Consider the following 25,906-nt stretch of genomic DNA (forward strand, 5'->3'; position numbering starts at 1 on the left):
TATTATTGTAGGCTTAATACTTCCTGATAGCTTAACCCAGTAAGTTGGCAGATAAGTTCAATACTTGTACCAAGTTGCAAACCTTTAAGTGCAACTTCATGTTGTTTTTTGTTTGCTCCAATATCAATGCCTCTATTTACACCAATATCAATTCCCTCTTGTAACCCTTGATTTTTTAATCGTTGCGCGATGTTCATAATAGCCTCTTGGTTATTTTCTAATTGGTATATAAGTTGATTAACCACTGTCTCAAAATGAGGTGAATCCATAGTAATAAATAAATAGTTGAAAATAGTGATGATGTCATCACTATGATGATAATTTTGATTCATCGCTTCAGCTAGTAGCTGCGTGACTTTTTCTATGTTATCTCTTAAGTCTCTGTGCTTCATTGCGAGTTCCATGACGGCAACTTTGCGATGATTTACGAGTTCGTTATCATCAATAACAGTAATATCAACGAGTGGAAATGGCTGACTATATAAGTTTGATGCAATTTCTGGCCATGGGAAACAGTGTGTCCATGGTTTAGCATATGGATAAGGTGTTATCTTCCCATGATAAAATAAAACAGGCACAACCAGCGGTAGATCACGATGACCTTGTTGTAAATGTTGGTTCATGGCAAGGAATGCATAATGCATCATTCTCCAACCCATTAGTTTATCTGGTGTTGATTGGTGCTCAACTAACATATAAATATACCCTTCACCTTGCTGTGTCTCGACAGTGTAGAGAACATCTGAAAGACGAGTGCGTAGCTGGTTATCAATGAAAGAAGAGTTTGTTATCGCTAATGTTTTGAAATCACATAATTGCATAATATGGCCGGGTAAATGGATATCAAAAAAATCACGTGCATTATCAATTTTAGACATAAACCCTTTAAATGCAGCATCATGTGGTGTTGAACTGTGATTTTTTACCATGCCAAGTACCTGCTAAACGTCATGCCGAAATAATCTATTTACAAAACGTATTTTAGCGAAGATTGAGACTGATGGAGAAAAAGTTAGTCCTAATTCTCTAATTAAGGTTGTATTTAACATATTGTAATACAACAAAATATTGGAATGGTTGTAAATAAAAACGCCACTAAGTGTGGCGTTTAAATCAATTGGTATAAATTATTTTTTCACTTGAGGTAACTTGACTCGCAGTAAACGTACAGCGTTCGCAGTGACGAGTGCTGTTGCACCTGAATCAGCAAGTACGGCGACCCAAAGCCCGGTAATTCCCAATAAACTGGTCACCAGAAATATTGCTTTTAGCCCCAAGGCAATCGCTATATTTTCACGAATAATTTTCCGAGTCGCACGAGATAATGCAATAATCTCTGCAAGTCCAGTCAAACGGTTATGGGTTAATGCAGCATCGGCGGTCTCTAATGCCACATCAGTACCACTACCCATGGCAACACCGATACTAGACGCTTTCATTGCAGGAGCATCGTTAATACCATCACCGACCATCATTGTGCTGTGGTTACGATTAAGGGCCATAACTGCTGTCACTTTATCTTCTGGTAATAACCCTGCGCGGTACTCCATGCCTAATTGGCCCGCGATAGCGCTTGCAGCACGAGGGTTATCGCCTGTTAGCATTACAGCATTCACATTGAGCGCTTTCAGCATGCTCATCGTATCTACTGCATCGCTGCGCAATGTATCTTGCAGTGCAGTTAAACCAATTACGCGGTCATTTTCGAGTGTGACAACAACCGTTTTTCCTTCAGCTTCTAATGTTTCGACCTTATTTTGCCATTCACTATCGAGTGGAATATCAAGGCGGTTTGGCGCACTCACTAGTATACGTTTACCATCAAGTACACCCTCAACTCCTTTTCCAGCTAATGCTTTACGATCTTGTGCTTCAACGATGCCTAACGATAACGCCTCTGCTTTATTCACCACCGCTTTTGCCAGAGGATGATGTGAACCCACTTCAACGGAGGCGGTAATTTGGACTAATTCACTTTCGGTCATGCCTTCTACAGGAATAAGGTCAGTGACATGAGGTTTACCTTCCGTGAGTGTGCCTGTTTTATCTAAAGCAATTGTCGTGATAGTGCCCAGTTGTTCAAGTGCCGCACCGCCTTTAATTAATGCACCTCGGCGTGTTGCTGTTGCCAGTGCAGACGTTATCGCCGCAGGGGTTGAAATCACTAATGCACAAGGACAACCGATTAATAACAGTGTTAAACCTCGGTAAATCCAAGTCTCCCATGGTGCACTGAAGAATATTGGTGGAATAATAATCACTAGTGCTGAAATAAGCATAATGATTGGGGTATAAACCCGGCTAAAGCTGTCAATAAAACGTTCTATCGGCGCACGGCGTTCTTCCGCTTCCTCAATTAGCTGTAAAATGCGGTCAATCGCATTTTGACCTTGCTCTGATACCACCTGCATTTGAACGGCTCTATCAACAGATAAGCAGCCTGCAGCCACCTTTTCACCGACATTACGCTCTACAGGAACGGACTCACCTGTTAACGCACTTTCATCAAAGCTGGCAAAACCTGACACTAACACCGCATCGGTAGGTAAACGTCCACCCGGTGCAATCTCAATAATGTCTCCTGGTCGTAATTGCGCAACAGGAATCGTTGTTTTTTGCCCATCTTTGATTAAAACGGCGTCTTCTGGTACCAGTGCCATTAAGGCGCTAACCCCTCGTCGGGCTCTTCCGGCAGAATAGGATTCCAACATTTCGCCTAACATAAACAGTAAGATAACCATCGCGGCTTCTTCTGTTGCTTGAATAAAGATTGCGCCTATTGCGGCAACGGACATCAAAGTTTCGATAGCAAAAGGTGAACCCGTTCGCATTAAGCGCAATGATTTACGTGCGATCGGGTATAACCCAAATAGAGTGGTTAAAATAAAGGCGATATTACCCAACTGTGGATTGATAAACTCAATTCCCCAACTAATCGCCATTAAAATCGCTAATATAATAACGGGCTTAGCTTCATTGAGTAAGCTTTGTGGTGGCGCGATAGTTGCCGCACTGTTGCCACCGACTTCAAGTAATTCATAACCCGCAGTTTCAACGGTAGAACGAACCGCTACACTAATATCGGTGTTGGCATCAACCACCAGTTTTTCCGTAGCAAATAACACTTTGGCTTGTTTTACTTCACTTATTTGCCTAACTGCAGTTTCAATTTTGTTTGCACAGCTTGGGCAATCCATACCACGGATGATCCAGCTAAAGCGCTGGCCTGCCGCTTGGGTAGGTTCAACTTCATTGCTGATATCCGCAGTTAACCCGCAGCTATTGCCATGTTTGTGATCATGACCAGAATGGTCATTGGCGGCGTGATCATGAGTTGAATGACACTCACCACTGTGCCGGTGACTGCCTTCATCGTCGTCAGGATGTTTCTTCACACTACCATGTTCATGAGTATGTGAGTCATCACTAACTTTTTGGCTATTGCCCGCTACAGTAGATGAACAGCAACTGTTGCTAGAGCAGCAGCTACTTGTGTGATTATGTGTTTCTTTATGGGAATGTGAGTGCATAAGCGCCCCCTTATCAAACAATGTGTTCTATCATTGTGGATAAGTTTACACTCTGGAGTCTACTCCAGAGTCAAACAAAAATAGGGCGGCCAATTGATAAAATTCTCAAATAGCACTTTTTATCAATTGGCATGGTATGACTAAAAGGTGTGATTATAAGTAAATCGCTCGCACAATGAAAAACTGTCCAAGGAAGTATAGTGCTGCAACAACGGCTTTTGAGGCTTTAAAGGGAATACGGAATCGAGCAATTAGCCAAATACAGTTAGAAAGAAATAGCAGTGATGCGCCAATCATGATTGAGAAGTTGTATTCACGACCGAGACCAAAATATTGGTCACCAGCAACCCATGCCATAATCATGCACATTATTAATGATGCAAAAACAATAGCTTGTAGGCCTTCAAGCTTGCCCCAAATGAAAACTAAAGTAACGGCAGCGACAATCAGAGGTGCGGCAAGCCAAGGTAGATAGAGCCCGAAATTAAATTGCATTCCGAAGCTGATGGTATAAATCAAATAACTCAAGAACATCAACGCGACGGAAGCTAGTAAGTGCTCACTTGAAAGCATGCGAGAAAGATCTGCAACGAGAGAAACTAGCAGCCCCGCAAGAATAAGATAATTTTGCAGGTTAAGGTCGTCGGAGCTCCAACCCCAAAGTAATAAAAGTAGCAGTGTGATTGGGCGAAATAACCAACGTTGCCACCCGGGTCCTCGATAGGCGGCATCGACATATAACCAACCGGAAAAGAGTACAGCGAGGAATGGCCAACTAATCATATACACATCCTTATATGTTCAATGAATGACACGGCAGGGATCCGGTAACTTAGAAACGTGTCCTGTTTAGTTAAATAAGATAAACTATCATGACGGACTTTTTAAGCAAAATGCACACATTATGAATAAGCCAATATTACTGATTATCGTTTTAGCGATTATTGCGGTGCTCGCCACTAAGCGTTTTTTTGACCAACGCAAGCAAAATGAACTTAATGATAACGCTTTGCCTGTAAGCTACTTAGTAAAGGTTGATAGCAAAAAAGACTACCCTTATCCTAACATGCGTTCTCGAGAGCGGGATGTTGTTTCACCTGAAACTTTTCGCTATGAGATTCACTTTAAAACGCTATCAAGCGGCGAAATTATTAAAACTATTGTAACGGAAGAACAGTATCAAGGCGTTGAGCTTGGCCATGAAGGCAAGCTCATTATGCAAGGTACTCGGTTTATTCGTTTTGAGCCAGCGTAGAATAAGTTATTCACCTGATTGTCTTTTCTTTGCTTCTTCTAAATCGGCTTTATTTTTTTTCTGCATGGCTAGCATTTCGAATACGCCAAAAAAGAAAATGCGTAATTGAACTAAACCAGAGATTTTCTCTCCTTTTGGCAGCGTTGCTTTTAGGAAAATAGTTTGTAGTGCGTGCATGAAAATCATAAAAACCATTGCAATATCCATAAAATATTTCAATGGTTTAGGGAATGGGTGGATGAGATTAAAGACCATAAAGCCCCAAACGCAAATCATGAGCAGGCGTCCAATATTGATAAACATGTTTTTGTCCCTAAAGTGAAGTTCGAATAAAAAGGCGATATGCGACTTGCCCTGCTATTTTTTCGCGATGAAGTTGCCAATTAGCTGGGATGTCAGTAAGTGGTGACTCCGCTTCTGACTCAACGTATATCCAGCTTTCTTCAGCTAACCATTGGTTTTTTTCTAACAATTGAATGGTTTCATTGAGCAGCCCTTTGCGAAATGGTGGGTCAATGAAAACGACGTCAAAAGGTATACCTGCTTGGCTTAAAAAATTTAGGCTATTGTGATTCACTACGGTTGCGTTATCGGCTTGTAAGCGAGCTTTATTTTCAGCCAGTAATTGTGCGTTTTGTTTATCGAGCTCAATAAAGGTGACCGTTTCTGCAAAACGAGAAAGTGCTTCAAAGCCCAGAGAACCACTGCCTGCGAAGCAATCTAAGCAACGCGCATCCCGAATAATTGGCATCAACCAGTTAAATAATGTTTCTTTAATTCTGTCTGTGGTTGGGCGTAAGCCCTCACTATCACGAACTGGCAGCTTTCTTCCGCGCCATTTCCCACCGATAATACGAATTTGCCCTAAAGAGGGAGATTGTGGTTTTTTTGCCATAATGTTTATTGTTGCTTAACGGGTTTATGTACTTAAATTTGATTGTTACTATTGTATACCTGTCAGGCGATAAGTTGCAGTGTTGTTATCTCTGATTGGCTGTATTTCAATTATAGTGCTTCATTTTCACAGTTTTAACACGAAAATTCAGATTAAATTGGCAGGATTTTTCTTTCAGATATGTGTTGCTGAGCGATGAAATGGTAGACTGCATATAATTTTATTGCGATTTGATTATCGAGTGCCATATTTTTACCGCGAGGAGTGTAGTGGCAAATGGCTAAAGACAAGAAAAAAGGTTTTTTCTCATGGTTGGGGTTTGGGCGTAAAAATGAAGAAGAAACCCAGCAACAAGAAGCTCAACAGAATGATAATGATATAGTCAAGGACGTTGAAAAACAATCAACCCATGAAGCTGCGGTAGATGCCGCAACAGCCGAAGTAGAACGCCAACATCAAGCAGAGCAAGCCGCGATTAAAGCCGCTGAAGACGAAGCTGAACGTCAGTATGAAGCACAGCAAGCTGAGATTGAGGCAGCAACAGAGCAAGCAGAACGTGAGCGAGAAGCGAAACTAGCAGAACTCCAAGCCGCCCAAGAGCAAGCAGAACAAGCGCGTCAGGAAGCCCAAGAGAAAAAACTAGCGGAAGAAAAAGCTGAGCGTGAGCGTCAAGAAGCTGAAGCAATGCGTATTGCTGAAGAAGAAATGGAACGTCAGCGTCAACTTGAGCTAGCTGCGATTCAAGCGGCAGAGGAGGCCGAAGAGCAACGCCGTCAGGCGGAGTTAGCTGTCATTCAAGCAGCCGAAGAACACGCGGAACGTGAGCGCCAAGCAGCAGAAGTCGCACGTTTAGCCGAAGAACAAGCGGAACGTGAACGCCAAGCAGCAGAAGCGGCACGTTTAGCCGAAGAACAAGCAGAACGCGAACGCCAAGCAGCAGAAGCGGCACGCTTAGCCGAAGAACAGGCTGAACGCGAGCGCCAAGCAGCAGAAGCGGCACGTTTAGCGGAAGAACAAGCCGAACGCGAGCGCCAAGCAGCAGAAGCAGCACGTTTAGCGGAAGAACAAGCCGAACGCGAACGTCAAGCAGCCGAAGAAGCCCGTTTAGCCGAAGAACAAGCGGAACGTGAGCACCAAGCAGCAGAAGAAGCGAGAATTGCAGAGGAAGAAGCTGAAGCTGAGCGCTTACGTTTAGAAGAAGAAAAAAATAATTCACCAACAGAGCAAGAAAAACCTAAAAAAGAAGGTTTCTTTGCTAGGCTAAAGAAAGGGTTATTAAAAACTCGCCAGAATTTAGGTTCAGGTTTTTTTGGGCTGTTTTCAGGTAAAAAAATTGATGATGACTTATTTGAAGAGCTAGAAGAACAGCTATTGATTGCCGATGTCGGGGTTGATACCACTCGTAAAATCATTGATAACTTAACGGCACATGCAAGCCGTAAAGAACTCAAGGATGCAGAAGCGTTATATGGCAAATTGCGTGAGGAAATGTCTGATATTTTAGCGAAAGTGGATAAACCACTCGTGATTGAAGATAAAAAACCCTATGTTATTCTTATGGTTGGTGTTAATGGGGTCGGGAAAACGACTACAATTGGTAAATTAGCACGTCAATATCAGTCGGAAGGAAAAAGCGTCATGTTAGCCGCGGGGGACACTTTCCGTGCAGCAGCCGTTGAGCAACTTCAAGTATGGGGTGAGCGTAATAAGATCCCTGTGGTAGCCCAACATACTGGTGCAGACCCTGCATCTGTTATTTTTGATGCGATTCAATCAGCACAAGCGAAAGGGGTTGATGTTTTAATTGCAGATACCGCTGGACGTTTACAAAATAAATCGCACTTGATGGAAGAGTTGAAAAAAATTGTTCGGGTAATGAAAAAACTCGATAAAAATGCTCCCCATGAAATTATGTTAACGCTAGATGCAAGTACTGGACAAAATGCGGTAAGTCAGGCAAAACTTTTTGATGATGCGGTCGGTCTAACAGGTATCACACTGACTAAACTCGATGGCACAGCAAAAGGTGGCGTAATTTTCTCTATTGCCGACCAATTTGGTATTCCAATTCGTTATATTGGTATTGGTGAGGGTATTGAAGATTTACGTCCATTTAAAGCAGATGACTTTATCGAGGCTCTATTTGCCCGAGAGGAATAATTTTCGATGATTCGCTTTGAACACGTTAGTAAAGCTTATCGCGGTGGCCGCCAAGCACTCCAAGGGGTTGATTTTCATCTTCAACCTGGAGAAATGGCATTTCTAACAGGCCATTCAGGCGCAGGTAAAAGTACATTACTTAAACTGATTTGTGGTATTGAACGCCCAAGTGCGGGTCATATTTTATTCAATGGTCATGATATCAGCCGCTTGAAAAATCGAGAGATCCCGTTTCTGCGTCGGCAGATCGGGATGATTTTTCAGGATCACCACCTGCTTTTTGATCGAACGGTATATGACAATGTCGCAATGCCGCTAATCATTTCTGGTGCCAGTACCGAAGATATTCGTCGCCGAGTTTCTGCGGCATTAGATAAAGTCGGGTTATTGGACAAAGCTAAAAACTTTCCAATTCAGTTATCTGGTGGGGAGCAACAGCGTGTCGGTATTGCCCGAGCGGTAGTGAATAAGCCAACGATGTTATTAGCGGATGAACCAACAGGTAACCTTGATGGTGAATTGTCAGAAGGGATAATGCGTTTATTCGAAGAGTTCAACCGTGTAGGGGTGACCGTTTTAATGGCAACCCATGATATTGCATTGATTGAGCGCCGTAACTACCGTGTTCTTACATTAAGTGAAGGCCGTATGCTTGGAGGTCAACATGGCTAAGAATGTCCGAAAAAGTAAGCCGGAACGAGCCAAGCAATCGAAAAGTAAAGCATTAAAAGGCGGTTGGAAAGAGCAGTGGCGTTATTCGTGGTTGAATGCGCTCGCTGATATGCTTAGACAGCCTTTAGCCACCTTTTTGACTATCATGGTTATTGCCATTTCACTCACGTTACCGAGTCTTTGCTATATTGTGTGGAAAAATGTTTCGCAAGCTGCGGAGCAATGGTACCCAACACCACAACTCACTGTTTATTTGGATAAATCTCTTGATGAACAAGGTGGGCAAAATGTGGTAACGCAGTTGCAAGCGCTTGATGGGGTTGACCATGTGAATTATCTTTCACGTGACCAAGCCATGAGTGAGTTTCGCAGTTGGTCTGGTTTTAGTACTGCGCTCGACATGCTAGAGGAGAACCCACTGCCTGCAGTAGCTATAATTACGCCTAAAATTGATTTTGAAGGTTCTGATGTATTAACAACACTGCGTGATAGGGTTAGCCAAGTCGATGGTATTGAAGAAGTTCGCATGGATGATAGCTGGTTTGCACGGTTAGCCGCACTAACAGGTTTGGTGGGGAAAGTTGCTTCTGTCATTGGGATTTTAATGATTGTGTCGCTGTTCCTTGTGATAGGAAATAGCGTACGGCTCAATATTTTTGCTCGCCGTGATACAATTAATGTGATGAAGTTAATTGGTGCTACCGATGGGTTTATCATGAGGCCATTTTTAAATGGTGGCCTTGTCTTGGGCGCATTAGGTGCCATTATTTCCTTGATTATGACCTTTTTACTTGTTTGGCAGTTAGCAGACGGTGTTGCAAAAGTAGCCAGTGTGTTTGGTACACAATTTCAGATTGAAGGGTTGTTATGGGAAGAGTCTTTATTGATTCTATTGTTATCCGCTATGGTTGGTTGGATAGCAGCATGGTTGGCAACACTTCAACATTTACGACACTTTACACCTGAGTAACGAGTTGTTTTCTCGTCATTTTTATTAAAGAGTCATGATTTAATTATATCATGACTCTTTGATTCCATTGCAAATTTGCGTTAAAAATGAACTTAGTCTGAATTGTTTTGTCCTACATTGACCTACTGTTAACAAATTTTGTATATAATTTATTTAACGCGGTTAAACTGGTAGACTAAAAGTGTTTGCCTCATGGTTAACCAATGCGGTTATCAATACAAACTAATCTGTTTTCTATTATTTTATTGAGGATCTGAATGACCAAAGACATGCAATCATTAGCTCTTGTTCCACAGGGGAGTATTGAAGCCTACGTTCGGGCGGCTAACTCTTACCCGATGCTTACCGCTGAGGAAGAAAAGGAACTTGCTGAACGGCTGCATTACCATGGTGATCTGGATGCTGCAAAGCAACTGATCTTATCGCATTTGCGCTTTGTTATTCATGTTGCTCGTAGTTATGCAGGGTATGGTTTACCGCAAGCTGATTTAATTCAGGAAGGTAATATCGGCCTGATGAAAGCGGTGCGTCGTTTCAATCCTGAAGTTGGCGTTCGCCTTGTTTCCTTTGCGGTTCACTGGATCAAAGCTGAAATTCATGAATACGTTTTACGTAACTGGCGTATTGTGAAAGTCGCGACGACAAAATCGCAGCGTAAGTTATTCTTTAATTTAAGAAAGAATAAAAAACGTCTTGGTTGGTTTAACCAGGACGAAGTCGATATGGTTGCCCAAGAGTTAGGGGTAAGTACTAAAGATGTGCGTGAAATGGAATCACGTATGGCTGCACAAGATATGGCATTTGATATGTCAGATGACGATGACAGCAGTGATTTTGGTGGTCCGGTAGCCCCAGTCTTATACTTACAAGACAAAGCATCAGACTTTGCCGGCTCAATTGAAGATGATAATTGGGAAAGCCATGCAACTGATCGCTTAGCAGATGCACTAGACTCTTTGGACGAGCGCAGTCAGGATATCATCCGAGCTCGTTGGTTAGACGATGACAACAAAACAACGTTGCAAGAACTTGCTGATAAATATGGCGTTTCTGCAGAACGTGTTCGTCAGCTTGAAAAGAACGCCATGAAGAAGTTACGTTTGGCGATGGAAGAAGACGAAGATAGCGAAATGTAATTTATTACTGGCCAATTCGTTGCTCACTAAAATTATCTGCATTTATTGCCTGTTAAGAGGTGGATAAATGCAGATAATCATTTCTATTTTTACATTTTTGATTGTTCAATTAATCACTGTATAACTCTAGTGGTAAGCCATCTGGATCTGTGAAAAATGTAAAACGCTTTTGCGTGTAGGGGTCAACCCGTATTGCTTCACAAGCCACACCTTGTTCAGTTAAATAAACGACCCATTTATCTAAATCATCGACACCGAAGGCTAAATGACGTAGCCCTGTGGCTTCGGGGTAACTCAGCCTTGCTGGTGGATTAACAAAACTGAATAACTCAATTTGGTAATGCTCACCAAAAGCTAAGTCTGCTTTCCACGAATTATTTGCTGGACGGTAATGTTCTTCAAGTAAATTTAAGCCCAAAATACGGCAATAAAAATCCTTACTGACGTCAAAATTGGATGCGATAATAGCAACATGATGAATTTTATTTAACTTCATGCTGTTTTTCCCATATATCAGGTTGTGCGGTGGCATTAAAGCCATTTGCTGACAAGAAGAGCTGCATTGCTTCTTTTTCTTGCAGGGCAACCCCACTAATGTCAAATTTCCATAGTGAAATATCAGGGATTGCTTGGCAAATTTCTTCTAATAAATATGAGCCTACACCTCGTCGGCGAGTGACCTCTCGTACGCAAAAATCCTGCAAAGTGGCGGTGTTATGATCCACAGTAATTTTTGCTGCGCCAAGAAGACGGTCATTAAAGCGAGCAGCGTAAAATTGCTCACCTGCTTTACACATTTTGACTAGCTCAAAAGGGCTCTGGTCAGGCCAGATTTTATGTAAGTCCAGATATTGTTGCTCAGTAGGATTGACCAGCGGGATAATAGTGAGTCTCATGATATTTTGTTTGTTTCCCTGTAAGAGTTGCAGTCACTCATCCTGCCAGAGTGATCTACAACCGATTTTTTGATTTTAGAGAGAAAAATTTGGTGATACTGAATTTTCCGAATTTCACTCGGATTAATTTAAATTTAACCCGAATATAACACTAGTATTTACAAAAAACCTACTTTAACACATCAGTTTTTTATTCTGCTTCTAATGTAAAAACCTGCCATATCCATTTGCTATTTAGCATAATTATCTTGTTTAATGTTATGAAATATATAGCCTTATTCGCTGTATTTTGAAATATCAGGCATTGTACCTGTCAACCATAATAATCTACTACAAATCAAACACAAACACTCAGAACCATGAAGACGGGGACGATAAAATGAAGAATATGAATAAAGCATTATTAGCGGGCTGTATTGCGATGGCATTCAGTTCAGCGGGATGGGCAAAGGAAATTAAAATAGCGGTTGTTGGCGCGATGTCGGGGCCTGTGGCTCAATATGGTGATATGGAATTTACAGGTGCGCGCCAAGCGATTGCAGATATTAATGCTAAAGGTGGCATTAATGGAAACACATTAGTGGCAGTCGAATATGATGATGCTTGCGACCCAAAACAAGCGGTTGCGGTAGCAAACAAAGTCATTAACGATGGTATCCGCCATGTTATTGGGCATTTATGTTCCTCTTCAACACAGCCTGCATCCGATATTTATGAAGATGAAGGCGTCATTATGATCACCCCGGCAGCAACCAATGCGGATTTAACCACGCGTGGTTACCAGATGGTGTTGCGTACAACAGGTTTGGATTCAGACCAAGGACCAACAGCCGCTAAATTTATTATGGAAGATATCAAACCAACCCGTATTGCTGTTGTTCACGACAAACAACAATATGGGGAAGGTTTAGCACGCTCTGTACGTGAAAGCCTCAATAAAGCCGGCGTTAAAGAAGTGATGTTTGAAGGGGTAACAGCGGGTGACAAAGACTTCTCTGCTTTAGTCGCAAAATTGAAAAAAGAGAATGTGGATTTTGTTTACTTTGGGGGATATTACCCAGAAATGGGGCAAATCTTACGCCAAGCTAAACAAGCTGGCTTGAATATTCGCTTTATGGGGCCTGAAGGCGTCGGTAACTCTTCACTATCGAATATTGCAGGTGATGCTTCGGAAGGCATGCTGGTAACTTTACCAAAACGCTATGACCAAGTCGCGACTAACCAACCGATTGTTGATGCCATCAAAGCGAAGAAAGAAGACCCAACAGGGCCATTTGTTTGGACAACTTATGCTGCTATCCAAGGTTTAACGACGGCAATGGAGCGTACTGGCAGCATCGAGCCTGAAGATTTAGTGAAAGACTTGAAAGCAAACCCGGTCGAAACGGTCATGGGAACATTAAGCTGGCAGCCAAACGGTGACCTGAAAGGGTTTGAATTCGGTGTATTTGAGTGGCACAAAGATGGGACATCCACCTCTGTAAAATAGTACTCAGCAGTGTTCCAGCATAGTGAATAAGAACCGGAAGTGAGTAACTTGCTTCCGGCTTCTGCTCTCTATATAGGACAAGTAGTTCGAAAGGATAGTCTTATGTCAGATCAAATTCTCTATTTTATTCAGCAACTTCTGAATGGTTTAACCCTTGGCAGTACCTATGCATTGATAGCTATCGGCTATACGATGGTATATGGCATCATTGGGATGATTAACTTTGCCCACGGCGAAGTGTACATGATAGGTAGCTATGTCTCTTTTATTGTGATCGCAGGCTTAATGATGCTTGGGATCGATATCGGCTGGATCTTGGTTGCTGCGGCCTTCATTGCGGCAATCGTGGTCTCTAGCGCCTATGGTTGGAGTATTGAACGCGTTGCTTATCGGCCAGTTCGCCATTCTAAACGCTTGATTGCGTTGATCTCTGCGATCGGGATGTCTATTTTCCTACAAAACTACGTCAGCCTGTCACAAGGTTCCCGTGATTTAGCCTTACCCAGTTTGATCACAGGGCAATGGGTTCTAGGTGAAAGCGATGGTTTTGAAGCCACGGTGACTAAGATGCAATTGACCATCTGGGTGGTTACCGTGCTTGCGATGTTAGCTTTGACGCTATTTATTCGCTATTCAAAGATGGGAAGAGCCTGCCGAGCCTGTGCGGAAGATCTTAAAATGGCCAGCTTATTAGGTATTAATACCGATCGAGTTATTTCATTGACCTTCGTTATCGGTGCGGCAATGGCTGCTGTAGCTGGTGTACTGCTGGGGCAATTTTATGGTGTGATTAACCCATATATTGGCTTTATGGCAGGAATGAAAGCATTTACCGCGGCAGTGCTAGGGGGAATTGGGAGTATTCCGGGTGCTATGTTAGGCGGGTTAATCTTAGGCGTTGCAGAAGCAATGACCTCTGCATATTTAAGTACAGAATATAAAGATGTTGTATCATTTGGTTTATTGATAGGTGTGTTATTAATCATGCCAACCGGCATTCTGGGACGCCCGGAGGTCGAAAAAGTATGAGAAAAGAAAATTGGATTAATGCCGTTGTTGCTTCCTCGACTTTCTTCGTGCTGGCGCTGTTTATGATGGGCTTGCAACTTGCGCTCGATGGCACAAAACTGATCGTGACAGTTGGGGATTCTGTGCGTTGGAACTGGATCATTGCTGGCATTGTGGTGATCTTTGTTTATCAATTGGTTCGCCCAACGTTGAGTAAAGTTTGGCAAGGGGTTCCTAAGAAGGCGTGGGCTATTCCTGATTTTGATGGTTCGACAACCAAGCAAAAAATTCTTGCGGTTATAATTATTATTGCTGCAATTATTTGGCCGTTTATTGTTTCTCGCGGAAGTGTGGATATTGCCACCCTAACATTAATTTATGTGATGCTAGGCTTAGGGCTAAATGTGGTTGTCGGGTTATCAGGATTACTGGTTCTTGGATACGCCGGTTTTTATGCCATCGGAGCTTATACTTTTGGTTTATTAAATCATTATTATGGTTTTGGGTTCTGGGAAAGTTTACCGATTGCAGGTTTAACCGCTGCGTTAGCGGGCTTTTTACTAGGGTTCCCTGTGCTAAGGTTACGTGGTGACTATCTTGCTATAGTGACGCTTGGCTTTGGGGAGATTGTTCGTATTTTATTACTGAATAATACCGAAATCACGGGTGGGCCAAATGGGATCAGCCAATTACCGAAACCGACGTTTTTTGGCTTGGAATTTAGCCGTACCGCGAAAGAGGGTTGGGACACCTTCCATAACTTTTTCGGCTTAGATTACAGCCCAGGTGACCGAATTATCTTCCTGTATTTTGTCGCTTTACTATTAGTGGTTTTAACCTTATTTGTTATCAATCGGTTACTGCGTATGCCATTAGGTCGTGCGTGGGAAGCATTACGCGAAGATGAAATTGCCTGCCGCTCATTAGGGTTAAGTCCAACTCGAATAAAATTAACCGCATTTACTATCAGTGCAGCCTTTGCAGGGTTTGCAGGGACGTTATTTGCCGCACGACAAGGTTTTATTAGTCCAGAGTCTTTTACCTTTGTGGAATCGGCATTTGTGTTAGCCATCGTCGTTTTAGGAGGAATGGGTTCACAAACCTCCGTTATTTTAGCCGCAATTATTTTAGTTGTATCACGGGAAATGATGCGTGACCTTAACCAATACAGCATGCTGCTATTAGGGGCGCTAATGGTGCTGATGATGATCTGGCGACCACAAGGCCTATTACCGATGAAACGCCGTCAAATGCAGGTGAAAAAAGTCCCTGAAGGGGAGGGCGTATGAGTCATATAACCACGCCTTTGTTACAAGTGAATGGCTTAACAATGCGTTTTGGTGGGTTACTTGCCGTCAATAATGTTGAGTTAACTATTAATCAAGGGGAAATCGTCTCACTGATTGGCCCAAATGGGGCGGGTAAAACCACCATTTTTAACTGTTTAACCGGTTTTTATAAGCCGACCAGTGGCACGATTTTATATCGAGAAAAACATCTTGAGGGACTGACCGGGCAGGCGATTGCACGCCTTGGTGTCATCCGAACATTTCAGCATGTGCGGTTGTTTAAAGAAATGACGGTGATTGAAAATTTACTTGTGGCGCAGCATCAACATTTAAAAAGTGGCATTTTTTCTGGGTTATTGAAAACCCCTGCATTTCGTCGAGCAGAGTCTGAAGCGCTTGATAATGCGGTAAAATGGCTTGAGCGTGTTGATTTACTCCCCTTTGCAAATCGCCAAGCGGGTAATTTAGCCTATGGTCAGCAGCGTCGGTTAGAAATTGCTCGCTGTATGGTCACTCGCCCTGAAATTTTAATGCTGGATGAACCTGCGGCAGGTCTTAACCCTAAAGAAACCAATGATTTGGATGACTTAATTGCTGAGTTGCGTACTCATCATAATGTTTCAATTCTATTAATTGAACATGATATGAAATTAGTCATGGGAATTTCAGATCGTATTTATGTCGTGAATCAAGGAACGCCATTGGCGAATGGCACACCGAGTGAGATTCGCCAACATCCAGATGTGATAAAAGCCTATTTGGGGGAAGCTTACTGATGCTAGAGTTTAAAAAAGTTTCTACCCATTATGGAAAAATTCAAGCGTTACATGAGATTAGCTTGAATATCCAAAAAGGTGAAATTGTGACCTTAATCGGAGCAAATGGCGCTGGGAAAACAACGTTGCTCAGTACCCTTTGTGGCGATCCACGAGCATCGGAAGGCCAAGTCATTTACCGAGGCGTGGATATCACTCAATTGCCCACTTCGAAAATTATGCGTGAAGACATTGCTCTAGTACCAGAAGGGCGGCGTGTATTTTCTCGTATGACTGTGGAAGAAAACCTCGCAATGGGGGGCTTTTTTGCTGATCGCCAACAGTACCAAGAACGTATTGAGCGGGTTTATAAGTTGTTTCCAAGGCTATATGAGCGCCGAAGCCAACGTTCAGGAACGATGTCAGGTGGTGAGCAACAAATGCTAGCGATAGGCCGTGCTTTAATGAGCCAGCCAGAGTTGTTGTTGCTTGATGAGCCATCCCTAGGCCTTGCCCCCATTATCATTATGCAAATTTTCGATACAATCCAACAGCTACGTGAAGAAGGTATGACGATTTTCCTTGTTGAGCAAAATGCCAACCAAGCGTTGAAACTCGCAGACCGTGGATATGTACTAGAAAATGGGCACATTGTATTGGAAGACAGTGGTAAAGCGTTGCTAGCGAATGAGGCAGTACGCAGCGCTTATCTCGGTGGCTAAAATTTTCGTCATCCTTCACGCTGTGGCGTTGTTGGCTTCATGCAGCTACTCGGGTCACATACTTGTGTATGCTCCCCGAGATATCCTCATTTTGCCGCCTAGCCACAACGTGAATTATTTAGAAAATTATTTATTAAATCATTAAATTGCTATTGGTTATGCTATCGAGTTATAGCTGCGGTGGGTTCGTTTCAATTTTTATTTTTAGTGTTAACTTGTCCTGTTTTTCAGCAATTAATTTATCCTGTTCATCAAATGTAAAATGAGTCGTCGTTTCTGCTATAACCTCTGAATTATTAACTTTTTTTCCAGTTTTTGTATTGATTAAATTAAAGTAACCTTCAGATTTTACCTGATAGCTATTATTATCTAAAATATTAATCATGATTGATGATTTGCCATGATCTTGAAATAAAAATTCGGATTGGGTTTTACTTATCATTTCCGAGGCTTTAATAGTGCCTTCTGCCAAATGGGCTTGATTTGCAATATTACAAATATGGCATATATGTGAAGGCGGTAATTTTCCTAGGTATTTCTTAATATCCATTATGGATTGTAGTTTTATTGGGTTATCTTGTTGATTTTTAATAAGGATATTCATTCTTGGTATGTCAGAGGCGATTTGTTTAAAGTGGGATTATTCTAATTCAATATATCCACTTGATCTTATTTTATTTTCAATTACAAAAAAAGGATTTATATCTTGTTTTATTTCTAAATTAATTACTTGATTTTCATTTGATATATTATCGAATGAGATATGGCAATTTTTTTTAGATGATGAGAATAGTGGCAAATAGTAATGCTTTCTAGCAAAATTAATAGCTTCTTTCTCTTCGGTGATATAAAACCAAGATTTATTTTTAATTAAATATGGCAATAGGCTGTTTAAATTAATAACTTTATTTATATCAAAATTTCTTTTGTTTTTTGGGATGAAATAATTTCTTACCCGATTAAAAAAATTAGTAATGTTGATGCTCATAAAATTCTCCAATTTTAAACAGGAGGAAAAATAACCTGTTTTTAGAAGAAATAATTGCAAGAAGCGTGAATAGCTAATAAATAGCGCATCTACTTCTATACATCGTTACAATGTTCTGTGAAGCGACTCTCAATTTTGTTATTTGCTTGTTTCTATGCATAAAAACAAATGTATATACAACTTTCTCTCTAGAAACATACAGCTACTTGTTGTTGTATAACATCCCTCGTATTCCAACCTTCACACTTCCTACAAAATTTCAAATTTAAATGTATATACTTTGTGAAGTAAATGTATATATATTTACTTCATCGATAAACGCTCTCAATGAATAGATAGTATCGAGCAAGTTGATAGAAAAATAATCTGTTGATTTATAATCAATTAATTAGTTTGAAGACGCACGTGCATCGCCACTAACTGGGTATCTCGCAGATTATTATAAATAAAATTGTTAATTTAAAGTTAATTAAAAATGGATGATAGGGGATACAACCATGTTAAATCGTACTGACTCAACTCGAGTGATCCGCGCACCACGTGGCAGTGAGAAAACCTGTAAAAGCTGGCTGACAGAAGCGGTATACCGCATGATCCAAAATAATTTAGACCCAGATGTTGCTGAGCACCCTCAAAGCTTGGTGGTCTATGGCGGTATCGGCCGTGCAGCACGTGATTGGGAATGTTATGACAAAATTTTAGATGTGCTGACCACATTGGAAGATGACCAAACATTACTCGTGCAATCAGGTAAACCTGTTGGTGTGTTCCCTACCCATCCAGATGCCCCACGCGTGTTGATCGCAAACTCAAATATTGTTCCTCACTGGGCGAATTGGGATCACTTTAATGAGTTAGATCGCAAAGGCCTAATGATGTATGGCCAAATGACGGCCGGCTCTTGGATCTATATTGGTTCTCAAGGGATCGTTCAAGGCACCTATGAAACCTTTGTTTCGCTTGCTAAACAGCACTTTAATGGCAACGCCGCAGGGCGCTGGATCTTAACCGGTGGCCTTGGAGGGATGGGAGGAGCACAGCCATTAGCAGCAACTATGGCAGGTTTTAGCATGATAGCGGTCGAGTGCGATGAAAGCCGTATCGATTTTCGTCTAAGAACCCGTTATGTAGACAAAAAAGCGACTTCTCTTGATGAAGCATTGCAATATATCGACGATGCCAAAGCCAATGGCCAACCCGTTTCTGTTGGGCTATTAGGTAATGCGGCTGATGTTTACAGTGAATTGGTGAAACGCAATATCACCCCTGATTCAGTGACCGACCAAACGAGTGCCCATGACCCAGTACATGGCTACTTACCACAGGGTTGGACACTCACCCAATGGCGTGAAAAACAACAAACTGCCCCTGCTGAAGTGACCAAAGCTGCGAAAAAAAGCATGGCAGTACAAGTAGATGCGATGCTAACGATGCAAAAACGTGGCTCAGCAGCTTTTGACTACGGCAACAATATTCGCCAAATGGCAAAAGATGAAGGAATTAGTAATGCCTTTGATTTCCCAGGTTTTGTTCCTGCTTATATCCGCCCATTATTTTGTGAAGGTGTTGGACCATTCCGTTGGGTCGCGTTATCAGGTGACCCAGAAGATATCTATAAAACAGACCAAAAAGTAAAAGAATTATTACCAGATGACAAACACTTACATAATTGGCTCGATATGGCACGTGAACGTATCGCATTCCAAGGGCTTCCTGCTCGTATTTGTTGGGTCGGTTTAAAAGACAGAGAAAGATTAGGGCGTGCTTTCAACGAAATGGTGAAAAGTGGTGAGTTAAAGGGACCGATTGTCATCGGTCGTGATCACTTAGATTCAGGCTCTGTTGCGAGTCCACACCGTGAAACGGAATCCATGAAAGATGGCTCTGATGCCGTATCAGACTGGCCTTTATTAAACGCACTGTTAAATACCGCAGGTGGGGCAACATGGGTCAGTTTACATCATGGTGGTGGTGTTGGCATGGGCTTCTCACAGCATTCAGGTGTCGTCATTGTATGTGATGGAACGGACGCTGCTGATAAACGTTTAGCGCGCGTTTTACATAATGACCCTGCAACGGGTGTTATGCGTCATGCAGATGCAGGTTATGACATCGCCATTAACTGTGCGAAAGAGCAAGGCTTGAACTTGCCGATGGTGAAGTAATGTCCTTTGCCAGCTGAAGTTGAGCTGGCATCTTTCTGGAATAGAAGGAATTCAGTATGAATGCTGCGTTAACTCAGAAAAGACAAGGGCCACTGGCGGGGATCAAAGTGATCGACTTAAGCCGTGTGTTAGCAGGCCCTTATTGCACCGGTATGATGGCCGATCTTGGTGCTGAAGTGATCAAAATTGAAGTGCCCAACCACGGTGATGACAGCCGCCATTTAGGGCCATATATTGATGGCGAAAGTGTTTACTACGGTTTGATTAACCGAGGTAAACGCAGTATTGAATTGGATCTTAAAGCGGATGAAGACCGAGCGATTTTATTTCAATTAGTTAAAGAAAGTGATGTGGTGGTTGAAAACTTTCGCCCTGGTGTGACTCAACGACTTGGTATCGATTTTGAGAGCTTAAAGCAGCACAACCCTAAATTAATTTACGCCAGTATTTCAGGGTTTGGACAAAACAGCCCACTTGCCAGTTACCCGGCTTATGACATTGTGGCACAAGCGATGTCAGGCCTAATGAGTGTCACGGGGTTCCCAGAAACAGGGCCAACACGTAGCGGTGAGTCAATTGGCGATGTGTGTGCAGGGATGTTTGCGTCATGGGCGATAAGCAGTGCGCTATTTGCGAGAGAGCGTCATGGCGAAGCGGCACAGTATATTGATGTGGCGATGGTAGATGTCTTATTGAGCATGCAGTTAACTGGGCTTTCAAACTTATTTGCAAATGATAAGGCCCCGAGCTTAGTGGGGAACCGCCACCCAGTATCCACGCCATTTGATACCTATCAAGCAAAAGACGGTTTAGTCGTTATCGCGATTGCGAGTGAAAAGCTATTTCAACGCTTTTGCGAATGTATGGAAAAACCGCAGTTATGCCACGACCCGCGCTACGGTGATGACCCAAGCAGAACGCAGTATCAAGCTGAACTTAGAAAAGAAATCGAAAGTTGGACACGCCAAAAAACGGTTGAAGAGGTATGTGACATATTATTAAACGCGGGGGTTCCTGCTTCACCCATTCATAATTTGCACCAAGCCACACAAAGTGAACATGCCGAAGTGAGGAAAGTACTGACGTACCTGAATGATGGAGGAACACCATTGGTTTCTCAACCGGTTTTTTTTAATGGAAATAAACCTCATTCGACCCGCCGTGCCCCGAAATTAGGTGAGGCAAACTTAGTTTATAAACCAGCGAAAACAACAATTAAAAATGCGGAGACGATGCAATGAGTTTTGATATTAATGAAACGGAACAAGCGGTTGTAGATGCGGTAGAAAAAGTTTGCCATGACATTTTACAGCCAAATGCACAAAGATACGATGAAACCGAAACCTTTTGTGCTGAAAGTTTACAAGCGTTAGGGGAAATGGGCTGTTGGGGAATTAATTTACCTGAACAGTATGGCGGTTTTGGTATTGGCAGTGTGGCGATGAGCAAGGTCGTGGAAGCGGTTGCAGCAGCTTGTGCATCGACGTCATCGGCTCTAACGGCGCATTTTTTGGCGACAGATTCAATTTTAATTGGTGGGACAGAAGAGCAAAAAAATCATTGGTTACCAAAAGCCGCTGCTGGGGAATTATTAGGTGCATTCGGCTTAACTGAGCCGGCTGCGGGCTCTAACCCTGCGGATATGCGTACTGTGGCTGTACGTGAAAATGGCGGATGGCGTATTCGAGGAAATAAACACTATATCACAAACGCCAAAGAGGCTGATTTTATTGTGTTATATGCTAAAACCGATGTTGAAGCGGGAGCCCGTGGCATCAGTGCATTTATGATCCCTAAAGGCACTGAAGGTGTGGCATTTTCTCAACCTGAAAAAACCATGGGATTAAGGGGTAGCACGATTTATGAATTAGCGCTGAATTGTTGGCTACCGGAATCGGCATTACTGGGAGAGGAAAATAAAGGGTTCCACACCGCCATGGAAGTTTTAGATAAAGGGCGTGTTGAAGTGGCCGCAACGTCACTCGGTATTGCTCGGGCTGCGATGGAAAGTGCTTTAGGTTGGGTAAAAGAACGCCAAATTGGTAAAAAGCCATTAGCCGCATACCAAGGAACTCAATGGCGTATTGCGGATATGCACACGCAATTGGAGGCTGCTCGCATGTTGACTTGGCAAGCTGCAGAATTGCGTGATTCAGGGGAGCGTTTTAGTTTGCAATCTGCGACGGCGAAATTGTTTGCCGCTGAGTGCGCGGGTTTTGTTACGGATGCAGCATTACAGCTTCATGGCGGCTACGGCTATATTCGTGACCTCCCTCTTGAACGTTATGTGCGTGACGCACGGATTTTACGGATTTTTGAAGGGACATCAGAAATACAAAAAATTATTATTTCACGTGCTGTTTTAGACGCCCACTAATTAATTTTAAGTATTAAATGAGTAAGCGGGACAGGCGTTTACTCGTTTATGGAGCACCACAGGAAGCACTACCTGACAACAGGATCATGGAATTAAAAACACAACAACAATCAGGTTTAAGAATGTATTTCAATTAGTTATTCAGGGTGAATAACAGATAAAACATCACCCAGCGTAATGCTTAATAACTGTACCTTACAACTGTAGTTATTGCGGTTCCATTACGATTAATTGGTTCATTCTTTAAGCCAGCCTTGCTTAAAGAGGAGTTACCATGACAGTTTCAAACGACATCGCTACAGGGCAAAAAAACCGGCAGGAGAATGTCCCCTTAATCGAAGCGCGTTCCATCGATTACATTCCAGAGTCCGAGCGCCATGGCACTTTATCGAGCCAATTCACACTTTGGTTCGGTTCTAATTTGCAAATAACGGCAATTGTAACGGGGGCCTTGGCAGTCGTGCTTGGCGGAGATGTATTCTGGTCATTAATTGGCTTGTTTATTGGCCAATTATTAGGTGGTGCGGTGATGGCCTTGCATGCGGTGCAAGGGCCGAAATTGGGGTTACCACAAATGATCTCGAGTCGTGTACAGTTTGGCGTATACGGTGCCGTCATCCCTATTTTATTAGTTTGCATGATGTATGTCGGGTTTTCTGCTAGTGGTACCGTGCTGGCAGGGCAAGCGGTTGGTCAGTTGTTACATGTGACTGATTGGGTTGGAATTATTATTTTTGGTATGGTGATTATCGGCATTACAATTTGTGGTTATCGCATCATTCATATTTTAGGGAAAGTAGCGAGCGTTATCGGCGTGATTACGTTCTTTTATCTATTTTTCCGTCTATTTTATATGAATGATGTTTCGGTATTACTGGAAAACCGCCATTTTAGCTGGACGAACTTTTTATTAGCGATGTCATTGTCTGCTTCTTGGCAAATTGCATTTGGGCCTTATGTTGCTGACTATTCTCGTTATTTACCGACTAAAACCCCGACAATTAAAGCCTTCTTGGCTGTGGGTTCAGGCACAGTAATTGGTACGCAAGCCTCAATGATTTTAGGGGTTTTTGCCGCAGCGCTTGCTGGCAATAAGTTTGCCGGTAATGAAGTCTCGTATATTGTGGGCTTAGGCAGCACAGGTTTAATCGCGGCGTTGCTATACATCAGTATTTTCTATGGGAAAGTGACAATAACTGCATTGAATGCCTATGGTAGCTTTATGTCTATGGCTGCGATTTGGTGTGGTTTCCGTGGGAAAAGCCAAATTTCTCGTGGCCAACGGTTGTTCTTTATTATTCTAATGGTCAGTTTTTCAACACTACTTGGGTTAGCGGGCCAGCACTCATTTTTAAAACTCTTCTCTGCTTTCTTATTGTTTTTACTTGCATTCTTTACCCCTTGGAGTGCAATTAACTTAGTTGACTACTATTGGGTCACTAAAGGTCGCTACGACGTTCCCGAACTTGCAAACCCAAATGGCCGCTATGGGCGTTGGAATAAAGTCGGGATATTCACTTACATTGCCGGTGTATTAATACAATTACCATTTATATCAACAGGTTTTTATACCGGGCCTTTAGTCGAAAAACTCGGTGGTGTCGATATTTCATGGATTGTTGGCTTAGTAGCAACAAGTATTCTTTACTATGTTGCGATTAAAAAATGGCCTATGTCAGTCGCAGATCGGTTGATATTACCGACAACAAAATAACCATTTCATAAAAAACTAGCATTAAAAAGCGTAAAAATTGAGATAGCCAGTAGCAGTGTAACTATCACTGTTACGGTTTCTCTCAACCTAAAAAACGGTTTTAGAACATTACCATACCCACCAATCGTTGAAGAATTGGGATAGGAGTTGCTATGAAAATTTTAGTCGCAGTGAAGCGAGTGATAGACCATAACGTCAAAATAAGAGTAAAAGCCGATGGTTCAGGGGTTGAATTGGCGAATGTCAAAATGGCAATTAACCCATTTGATGAAATTGCCGTCGAAGAAGCTGTGCGTTTAAAAGAGGCGGGAAAAGCAACAGAAGTGATTGCGGTTTCCATCGGTGACATTGGTTATCAAGAAACATTACGTAGTGCGATGGCGATTGGCGCTGATCGTGGGATTTTAGTCCAAAGATCTGGGGGGGTAACACTAGAGCCACTGGATATAGCGCGTTTACTTCAACAAATCGTAGAAAGGGAACAGCCAGATCTTATTTTATTAGGCAAACAAGCTATTGATGATGATTGCAATCAAATAGGCCAAATGCTCAGCGCATTATTGGATTACCCGCAAGCGACATTTGCTTCTCAAGTTAAGCTTGAAGGGCAATCACTGCAAGTTACGAGGGAAATTGACGGTGGTTTAGAAACGTTAGAAATGCCATTGCCAGCGGTCATCACAACAGACTTACGGCTCAATGAACCTCGTTATGCAACTTTACCTAATATCATGAAAGCGAAGAAAAAAACGTTAGATATTATCGATATTACTGATATGGATTTTACCCCATTAGGGCAAATTAAAACGCTTAGTGTCTCAGAACCCAAAAAACGAGCGGGGCAATGTACATTGCTAAGCAGTGCGACAGAGCTAGTCAGTGCATTACAAGCGAAAGAAGTGATTTAATCGAGGAAAATACCTATGAGCCAAATATCTGTATTAGTGGTTGTCGAGCATGATAATCAAACAATAAAAACCTCTACTTATCATAGTATTAACGCTGCAAAACAACTTCTCACCGCAGGTGGCCATTTGCACTTATTAGTTGCAGGAAGTGAGACAGAATTGGTCGCTCAGCTAGCTGCGAGTATAAAAGGCGTGAGTAAAGTCCTAGAAATACAATCAGATAACCTTAAAAACCAACTTGCAGAACCGATGGCTCATGCGGTGGTGAATATTGCAGAAGAATATACTCATTTACTGTTTCCAGCGACGACATTTGGTAAAAATATTGCCCCACGGGTTGCTGCAAAGTTAGGGATCGCACAAGTTTCAGATATTACTCAAGTTATTGATTCGCAAACTTTTGTTAGACCTATTTATGCAGGGAATGCGTTAGCAACGGTACAAAACAATGGTCAGAAAGTGGTCATTACGGTGCGTAGTTCGGCATTTTCAGGGGGATATGAAACGCAAAATAGTGCTGAAATAGAGAAAGTTTCCCTTGCCGATATACCGCTGCGTAGTCAATTAAAAAGCCAATCGTTAACTCAAGTTAGCCGTGCGGAATTGAGCTCTGCAAAAGTGGTTATTTCAGGCGGGAGAGGCTTGAGCTCAGGTGAAAATTTTGCGTTATTGGAAACGATAGCTGACAAGCTAGGGGCTGCGGTTGGGGCTTCACGTGCTGCGGTAGACGCTGGTTTTGTGCCAAATGACTACCAAGTAGGACAAACAGGGAAAATTGTCGCACCTGATTTGTACATAGCTGTAGGAATTTCGGGGGCAATTCAGCATGTTGCAGGAATGAAAGAAAGCAAAGTGATCGTTGCTATCAATAGTGATCCTGAGGCACCGATTTTCCAAGTTGCGGATTATGGCATTGTTGGCGATCTGTTTGAGATCTTACCTGAATTTGACAAAGCATTGGTGTAATGGAGGGGCTC

At 42.4% G+C, this 25,906-nt stretch carries 25 protein-coding genes; 16 read left to right on the forward strand and 9 right to left on the reverse strand.

Going from position 1 to position 25,906, the window contains the following annotated elements; translation table 11 throughout:
* Window positions 1-2 precede the first annotated feature (2 nt).
* The 3 genes from SJ312_RS17310 to SJ312_RS17320 form a co-directional block, all read right to left on the reverse strand.
* Window positions 3-929, reverse strand: coding sequence for an Rpn family recombination-promoting nuclease/putative transposase (locus SJ312_RS17310; protein WP_319868139.1), 927 nt, complete (start codon window positions 927-929; stop codon window positions 3-5).
* 198 nt (window positions 930-1,127) lie between these two features.
* Window positions 1,128-3,530 carry a zinc/cadmium/mercury/lead-transporting ATPase gene (locus SJ312_RS17315; RefSeq protein WP_153673846.1) on the reverse strand — a complete coding sequence of 801 codons (2,403 nt, stop codon included), beginning with the start codon at window positions 3,528-3,530 and terminating at the stop codon, window positions 1,128-1,130.
* 153 nt (window positions 3,531-3,683) lie between these two features.
* Entirely contained in the window at window positions 3,684-4,313 is a 630-nt protein-coding gene (locus SJ312_RS17320) for a lysoplasmalogenase (RefSeq protein WP_004258589.1), read from the reverse strand.
* A 121-nt stretch (window positions 4,314-4,434) separates the two neighbouring features.
* On the opposite strand from SJ312_RS17320, the gene SJ312_RS17325 reads away from it, so the two are divergent.
* Window positions 4,435-4,785, forward strand: coding sequence for a DUF2500 family protein (locus tag SJ312_RS17325; RefSeq protein WP_004258585.1), 351 nt, complete (start codon window positions 4,435-4,437; stop codon window positions 4,783-4,785).
* A gap of 6 nt (window positions 4,786-4,791) precedes the next feature.
* Here the strand turns inward: SJ312_RS17325 and SJ312_RS17330 are convergent, their stop codons facing one another.
* Together SJ312_RS17330 and rsmD are read right to left on the reverse strand one after the other, a co-directional pair.
* Window positions 4,792-5,088 (reverse strand): DUF1145 family protein, encoded by a 297-nt coding sequence (locus SJ312_RS17330; RefSeq protein ID WP_319868140.1) that lies wholly within the window; start codon window positions 5,086-5,088, stop codon window positions 4,792-4,794.
* A 10-nt stretch (window positions 5,089-5,098) separates the two neighbouring features.
* A complete protein-coding gene (gene rsmD / locus SJ312_RS17335; RefSeq protein WP_004258577.1) occupies window positions 5,099-5,680 on the reverse strand; it encodes a 16S rRNA (guanine(966)-N(2))-methyltransferase in 582 nt (193 codons plus the stop codon).
* Window positions 5,681-5,956: 276 nt separating this feature from the next.
* Between rsmD and ftsY the strand changes: the two genes are divergently transcribed.
* The 4 genes from ftsY to rpoH all read left to right on the forward strand — a co-directional run bounded on the left by ftsY (window position 5,957) and on the right by rpoH (window position 10,618).
* Complete coding sequence (gene ftsY, locus SJ312_RS17340) at window positions 5,957-7,840, forward strand: signal recognition particle-docking protein FtsY (protein WP_319868141.1); 1,884 nt, start codon at window positions 5,957-5,959, stop codon at window positions 7,838-7,840.
* A 6-nt stretch (window positions 7,841-7,846) separates the two neighbouring features.
* On the forward strand, window positions 7,847-8,512 hold the full coding sequence (gene ftsE, locus SJ312_RS17345; protein WP_004258545.1) for a cell division ATP-binding protein FtsE: 666 nt from the start codon (window positions 7,847-7,849) through the stop codon (window positions 8,510-8,512).
* The gene (gene ftsX / locus SJ312_RS17350) at window positions 8,505-9,482 is read left to right on the forward strand and encodes a permease-like cell division protein FtsX (protein ID WP_004258540.1); all 978 of its coding nucleotides are present in this window, start codon (window positions 8,505-8,507) and stop codon (window positions 9,480-9,482) included. The genes ftsE and ftsX overlap by 8 nt, the downstream gene beginning before the upstream one ends.
* 257 nt (window positions 9,483-9,739) lie before the next feature.
* On the forward strand, window positions 9,740-10,618 hold the full coding sequence (gene rpoH, locus SJ312_RS17355) for an RNA polymerase sigma factor RpoH (protein WP_004258535.1): 879 nt from the start codon (window positions 9,740-9,742) through the stop codon (window positions 10,616-10,618).
* 109 nt (window positions 10,619-10,727) lie between these two features.
* Here the strand turns inward: rpoH and SJ312_RS17360 are convergent, their stop codons facing one another.
* On the reverse strand, window positions 10,728-11,114 hold the full coding sequence (locus SJ312_RS17360; protein WP_153673842.1) for a VOC family protein: 387 nt from the start codon (window positions 11,112-11,114) through the stop codon (window positions 10,728-10,730).
* The gene (panM, locus tag SJ312_RS17365) at window positions 11,101-11,514 is read right to left on the reverse strand and encodes an aspartate 1-decarboxylase autocleavage activator PanM (RefSeq protein WP_153673841.1); all 414 of its coding nucleotides are present in this window, start codon (window positions 11,512-11,514) and stop codon (window positions 11,101-11,103) included. The genes SJ312_RS17360 and panM overlap by 14 nt, the downstream gene beginning before the upstream one ends.
* A 379-nt stretch (window positions 11,515-11,893) precedes the next feature.
* On the opposite strand from panM, the gene SJ312_RS17370 reads away from it, so the two are divergent.
* The 5 genes from SJ312_RS17370 to livF all read left to right on the forward strand — a co-directional run bounded on the left by SJ312_RS17370 (window position 11,894) and on the right by livF (window position 16,777).
* On the forward strand, window positions 11,894-13,003 hold the full coding sequence (locus SJ312_RS17370; protein ID WP_004908157.1) for a branched-chain amino acid ABC transporter substrate-binding protein: 1,110 nt from the start codon (window positions 11,894-11,896) through the stop codon (window positions 13,001-13,003).
* Window positions 13,004-13,105: 102 nt separating this feature from the next.
* Window positions 13,106-14,032, forward strand: a complete 927-nt coding sequence (livH, locus tag SJ312_RS17375; protein WP_004258523.1) for a high-affinity branched-chain amino acid ABC transporter permease LivH — start codon at window positions 13,106-13,108, stop codon at window positions 14,030-14,032.
* The gene (locus SJ312_RS17380; protein WP_094961471.1) at window positions 14,029-15,300 is read left to right on the forward strand and encodes a high-affinity branched-chain amino acid ABC transporter permease LivM; all 1,272 of its coding nucleotides are present in this window, start codon (window positions 14,029-14,031) and stop codon (window positions 15,298-15,300) included. The genes livH and SJ312_RS17380 overlap by 4 nt, the downstream gene beginning before the upstream one ends.
* Window positions 15,297-16,076 carry a high-affinity branched-chain amino acid ABC transporter ATP-binding protein LivG gene (gene livG, locus SJ312_RS17385; RefSeq protein WP_004258513.1) on the forward strand — a complete coding sequence of 260 codons (780 nt, stop codon included), beginning with the start codon at window positions 15,297-15,299 and terminating at the stop codon, window positions 16,074-16,076. Before SJ312_RS17380 ends, livG begins: the two co-directional genes overlap by 4 nt.
* Complete coding sequence (gene livF, locus SJ312_RS17390; protein ID WP_004258508.1) at window positions 16,076-16,777, forward strand: high-affinity branched-chain amino acid ABC transporter ATP-binding protein LivF; 702 nt, start codon at window positions 16,076-16,078, stop codon at window positions 16,775-16,777. The genes livG and livF overlap by 1 nt, the downstream gene beginning before the upstream one ends.
* 169 nt (window positions 16,778-16,946) lie before the next feature.
* Here livF and SJ312_RS17395 read toward each other — a convergent pair whose 3' ends face one another.
* Together SJ312_RS17395 and SJ312_RS17400 are read right to left on the reverse strand one after the other, a co-directional pair.
* Complete coding sequence (locus tag SJ312_RS17395) at window positions 16,947-17,381, reverse strand: hypothetical protein (protein WP_319868143.1); 435 nt, start codon at window positions 17,379-17,381, stop codon at window positions 16,947-16,949.
* 36 nt (window positions 17,382-17,417) lie between these two features.
* Window positions 17,418-17,765 (reverse strand): hypothetical protein, encoded by a 348-nt coding sequence (locus tag SJ312_RS17400; RefSeq protein WP_319868144.1) that lies wholly within the window; start codon window positions 17,763-17,765, stop codon window positions 17,418-17,420.
* Window positions 17,766-18,262: 497 nt separating this feature from the next.
* Between SJ312_RS17400 and hutU the strand changes: the two genes are divergently transcribed.
* The 6 genes from hutU (at window position 18,263) to SJ312_RS17430 (ending at window position 25,895) form a co-directional block, all read left to right on the forward strand.
* On the forward strand, window positions 18,263-19,930 hold the full coding sequence (hutU, locus tag SJ312_RS17405) for a urocanate hydratase (RefSeq protein ID WP_153673840.1): 1,668 nt from the start codon (window positions 18,263-18,265) through the stop codon (window positions 19,928-19,930).
* A 56-nt stretch (window positions 19,931-19,986) separates the two neighbouring features.
* The gene (locus tag SJ312_RS17410) at window positions 19,987-21,171 is read left to right on the forward strand and encodes a CaiB/BaiF CoA transferase family protein (protein ID WP_110591201.1); all 1,185 of its coding nucleotides are present in this window, start codon (window positions 19,987-19,989) and stop codon (window positions 21,169-21,171) included.
* A complete protein-coding gene (locus SJ312_RS17415; protein WP_004258492.1) occupies window positions 21,168-22,307 on the forward strand; it encodes an acyl-CoA dehydrogenase family protein in 1,140 nt (379 codons plus the stop codon). Before SJ312_RS17410 ends, SJ312_RS17415 begins: the two co-directional genes overlap by 4 nt.
* 274 nt (window positions 22,308-22,581) lie before the next feature.
* Window positions 22,582-24,021 (forward strand): cytosine permease, encoded by a 1,440-nt coding sequence (locus SJ312_RS17420; protein ID WP_319868145.1) that lies wholly within the window; start codon window positions 22,582-22,584, stop codon window positions 24,019-24,021.
* Window positions 24,022-24,173: 152 nt separating this feature from the next.
* The gene (locus SJ312_RS17425) at window positions 24,174-24,929 is read left to right on the forward strand and encodes an electron transfer flavoprotein subunit beta/FixA family protein (RefSeq protein ID WP_110591202.1); all 756 of its coding nucleotides are present in this window, start codon (window positions 24,174-24,176) and stop codon (window positions 24,927-24,929) included.
* A gap of 15 nt (window positions 24,930-24,944) precedes the next feature.
* Window positions 24,945-25,895: an electron transfer flavoprotein subunit alpha/FixB family protein gene (locus SJ312_RS17430; RefSeq protein ID WP_153673839.1), complete on the forward strand. Its 951-nt coding sequence runs from the start codon at window positions 24,945-24,947 to the stop codon at window positions 25,893-25,895.
* The last annotated feature ends 11 nt before the right edge of the window (window positions 25,896-25,906 follow it).

The sequence above is a fragment of the Providencia sp. CIM-Carb-044 genome, assembly GCF_033901115.1.
Taxonomy (GTDB): Bacteria; Pseudomonadota; Gammaproteobacteria; order Enterobacterales; family Enterobacteriaceae; genus Providencia; species Providencia hangzhouensis.

What these genes read in the sequence shown, in the direction of transcription:
- panM (WP_153673841.1), bottom strand. Translation starts at nt 11,514, where the DNA reads ATGAGACTCACTATTATCCCGCTGGTCAATCCTACTGAGCAACAATAT.
- rsmD (WP_004258577.1), bottom strand. Translation starts at nt 5,680, where the DNA reads ATGGCAAAAAAACCACAATCTCCCTCTTTAGGGCAAATTCGTATTATC.
- SJ312_RS17425 (WP_110591202.1), top strand. Translation starts at nt 24,174, where the DNA reads ATGAAAATTTTAGTCGCAGTGAAGCGAGTGATAGACCATAACGTCAAA.
- SJ312_RS17410 (WP_110591201.1), top strand. Translation starts at nt 19,987, where the DNA reads ATGAATGCTGCGTTAACTCAGAAAAGACAAGGGCCACTGGCGGGGATC.
- ftsY (WP_319868141.1), top strand. Translation starts at nt 5,957, where the DNA reads ATGGCTAAAGACAAGAAAAAAGGTTTTTTCTCATGGTTGGGGTTTGGG.
- SJ312_RS17360 (WP_153673842.1), bottom strand. Translation starts at nt 11,114, where the DNA reads ATGAAGTTAAATAAAATTCATCATGTTGCTATTATCGCATCCAATTTT.
- SJ312_RS17310 (WP_319868139.1), bottom strand. Translation starts at nt 929, where the DNA reads ATGGTAAAAAATCACAGTTCAACACCACATGATGCTGCATTTAAAGGG.
- SJ312_RS17370 (WP_004908157.1), top strand. Translation starts at nt 11,894, where the DNA reads ATGAAGAATATGAATAAAGCATTATTAGCGGGCTGTATTGCGATGGCA.
- SJ312_RS17415 (WP_004258492.1), top strand. Translation starts at nt 21,168, where the DNA reads ATGAGTTTTGATATTAATGAAACGGAACAAGCGGTTGTAGATGCGGTA.
- SJ312_RS17330 (WP_319868140.1), bottom strand. Translation starts at nt 5,088, where the DNA reads ATGTTTATCAATATTGGACGCCTGCTCATGATTTGCGTTTGGGGCTTT.
- ftsE (WP_004258545.1), top strand. Translation starts at nt 7,847, where the DNA reads ATGATTCGCTTTGAACACGTTAGTAAAGCTTATCGCGGTGGCCGCCAA.
- livH (WP_004258523.1), top strand. Translation starts at nt 13,106, where the DNA reads ATGTCAGATCAAATTCTCTATTTTATTCAGCAACTTCTGAATGGTTTA.
- SJ312_RS17420 (WP_319868145.1), top strand. Translation starts at nt 22,582, where the DNA reads ATGACAGTTTCAAACGACATCGCTACAGGGCAAAAAAACCGGCAGGAG.
- SJ312_RS17315 (WP_153673846.1), bottom strand. Translation starts at nt 3,530, where the DNA reads ATGCACTCACATTCCCATAAAGAAACACATAATCACACAAGTAGCTGC.
- SJ312_RS17430 (WP_153673839.1), top strand. Translation starts at nt 24,945, where the DNA reads ATGAGCCAAATATCTGTATTAGTGGTTGTCGAGCATGATAATCAAACA.
- livF (WP_004258508.1), top strand. Translation starts at nt 16,076, where the DNA reads ATGCTAGAGTTTAAAAAAGTTTCTACCCATTATGGAAAAATTCAAGCG.
- hutU (WP_153673840.1), top strand. Translation starts at nt 18,263, where the DNA reads ATGTTAAATCGTACTGACTCAACTCGAGTGATCCGCGCACCACGTGGC.
- rpoH (WP_004258535.1), top strand. Translation starts at nt 9,740, where the DNA reads ATGACCAAAGACATGCAATCATTAGCTCTTGTTCCACAGGGGAGTATT.
- livG (WP_004258513.1), top strand. Translation starts at nt 15,297, where the DNA reads ATGAGTCATATAACCACGCCTTTGTTACAAGTGAATGGCTTAACAATG.
- SJ312_RS17320 (WP_004258589.1), bottom strand. Translation starts at nt 4,313, where the DNA reads ATGATTAGTTGGCCATTCCTCGCTGTACTCTTTTCCGGTTGGTTATAT.
- SJ312_RS17380 (WP_094961471.1), top strand. Translation starts at nt 14,029, where the DNA reads ATGAGAAAAGAAAATTGGATTAATGCCGTTGTTGCTTCCTCGACTTTC.
- ftsX (WP_004258540.1), top strand. Translation starts at nt 8,505, where the DNA reads ATGGCTAAGAATGTCCGAAAAAGTAAGCCGGAACGAGCCAAGCAATCG.
- SJ312_RS17325 (WP_004258585.1), top strand. Translation starts at nt 4,435, where the DNA reads ATGAATAAGCCAATATTACTGATTATCGTTTTAGCGATTATTGCGGTG.
- SJ312_RS17400 (WP_319868144.1), bottom strand. Translation starts at nt 17,765, where the DNA reads ATGAGCATCAACATTACTAATTTTTTTAATCGGGTAAGAAATTATTTC.
- SJ312_RS17395 (WP_319868143.1), bottom strand. Translation starts at nt 17,381, where the DNA reads ATGAATATCCTTATTAAAAATCAACAAGATAACCCAATAAAACTACAA.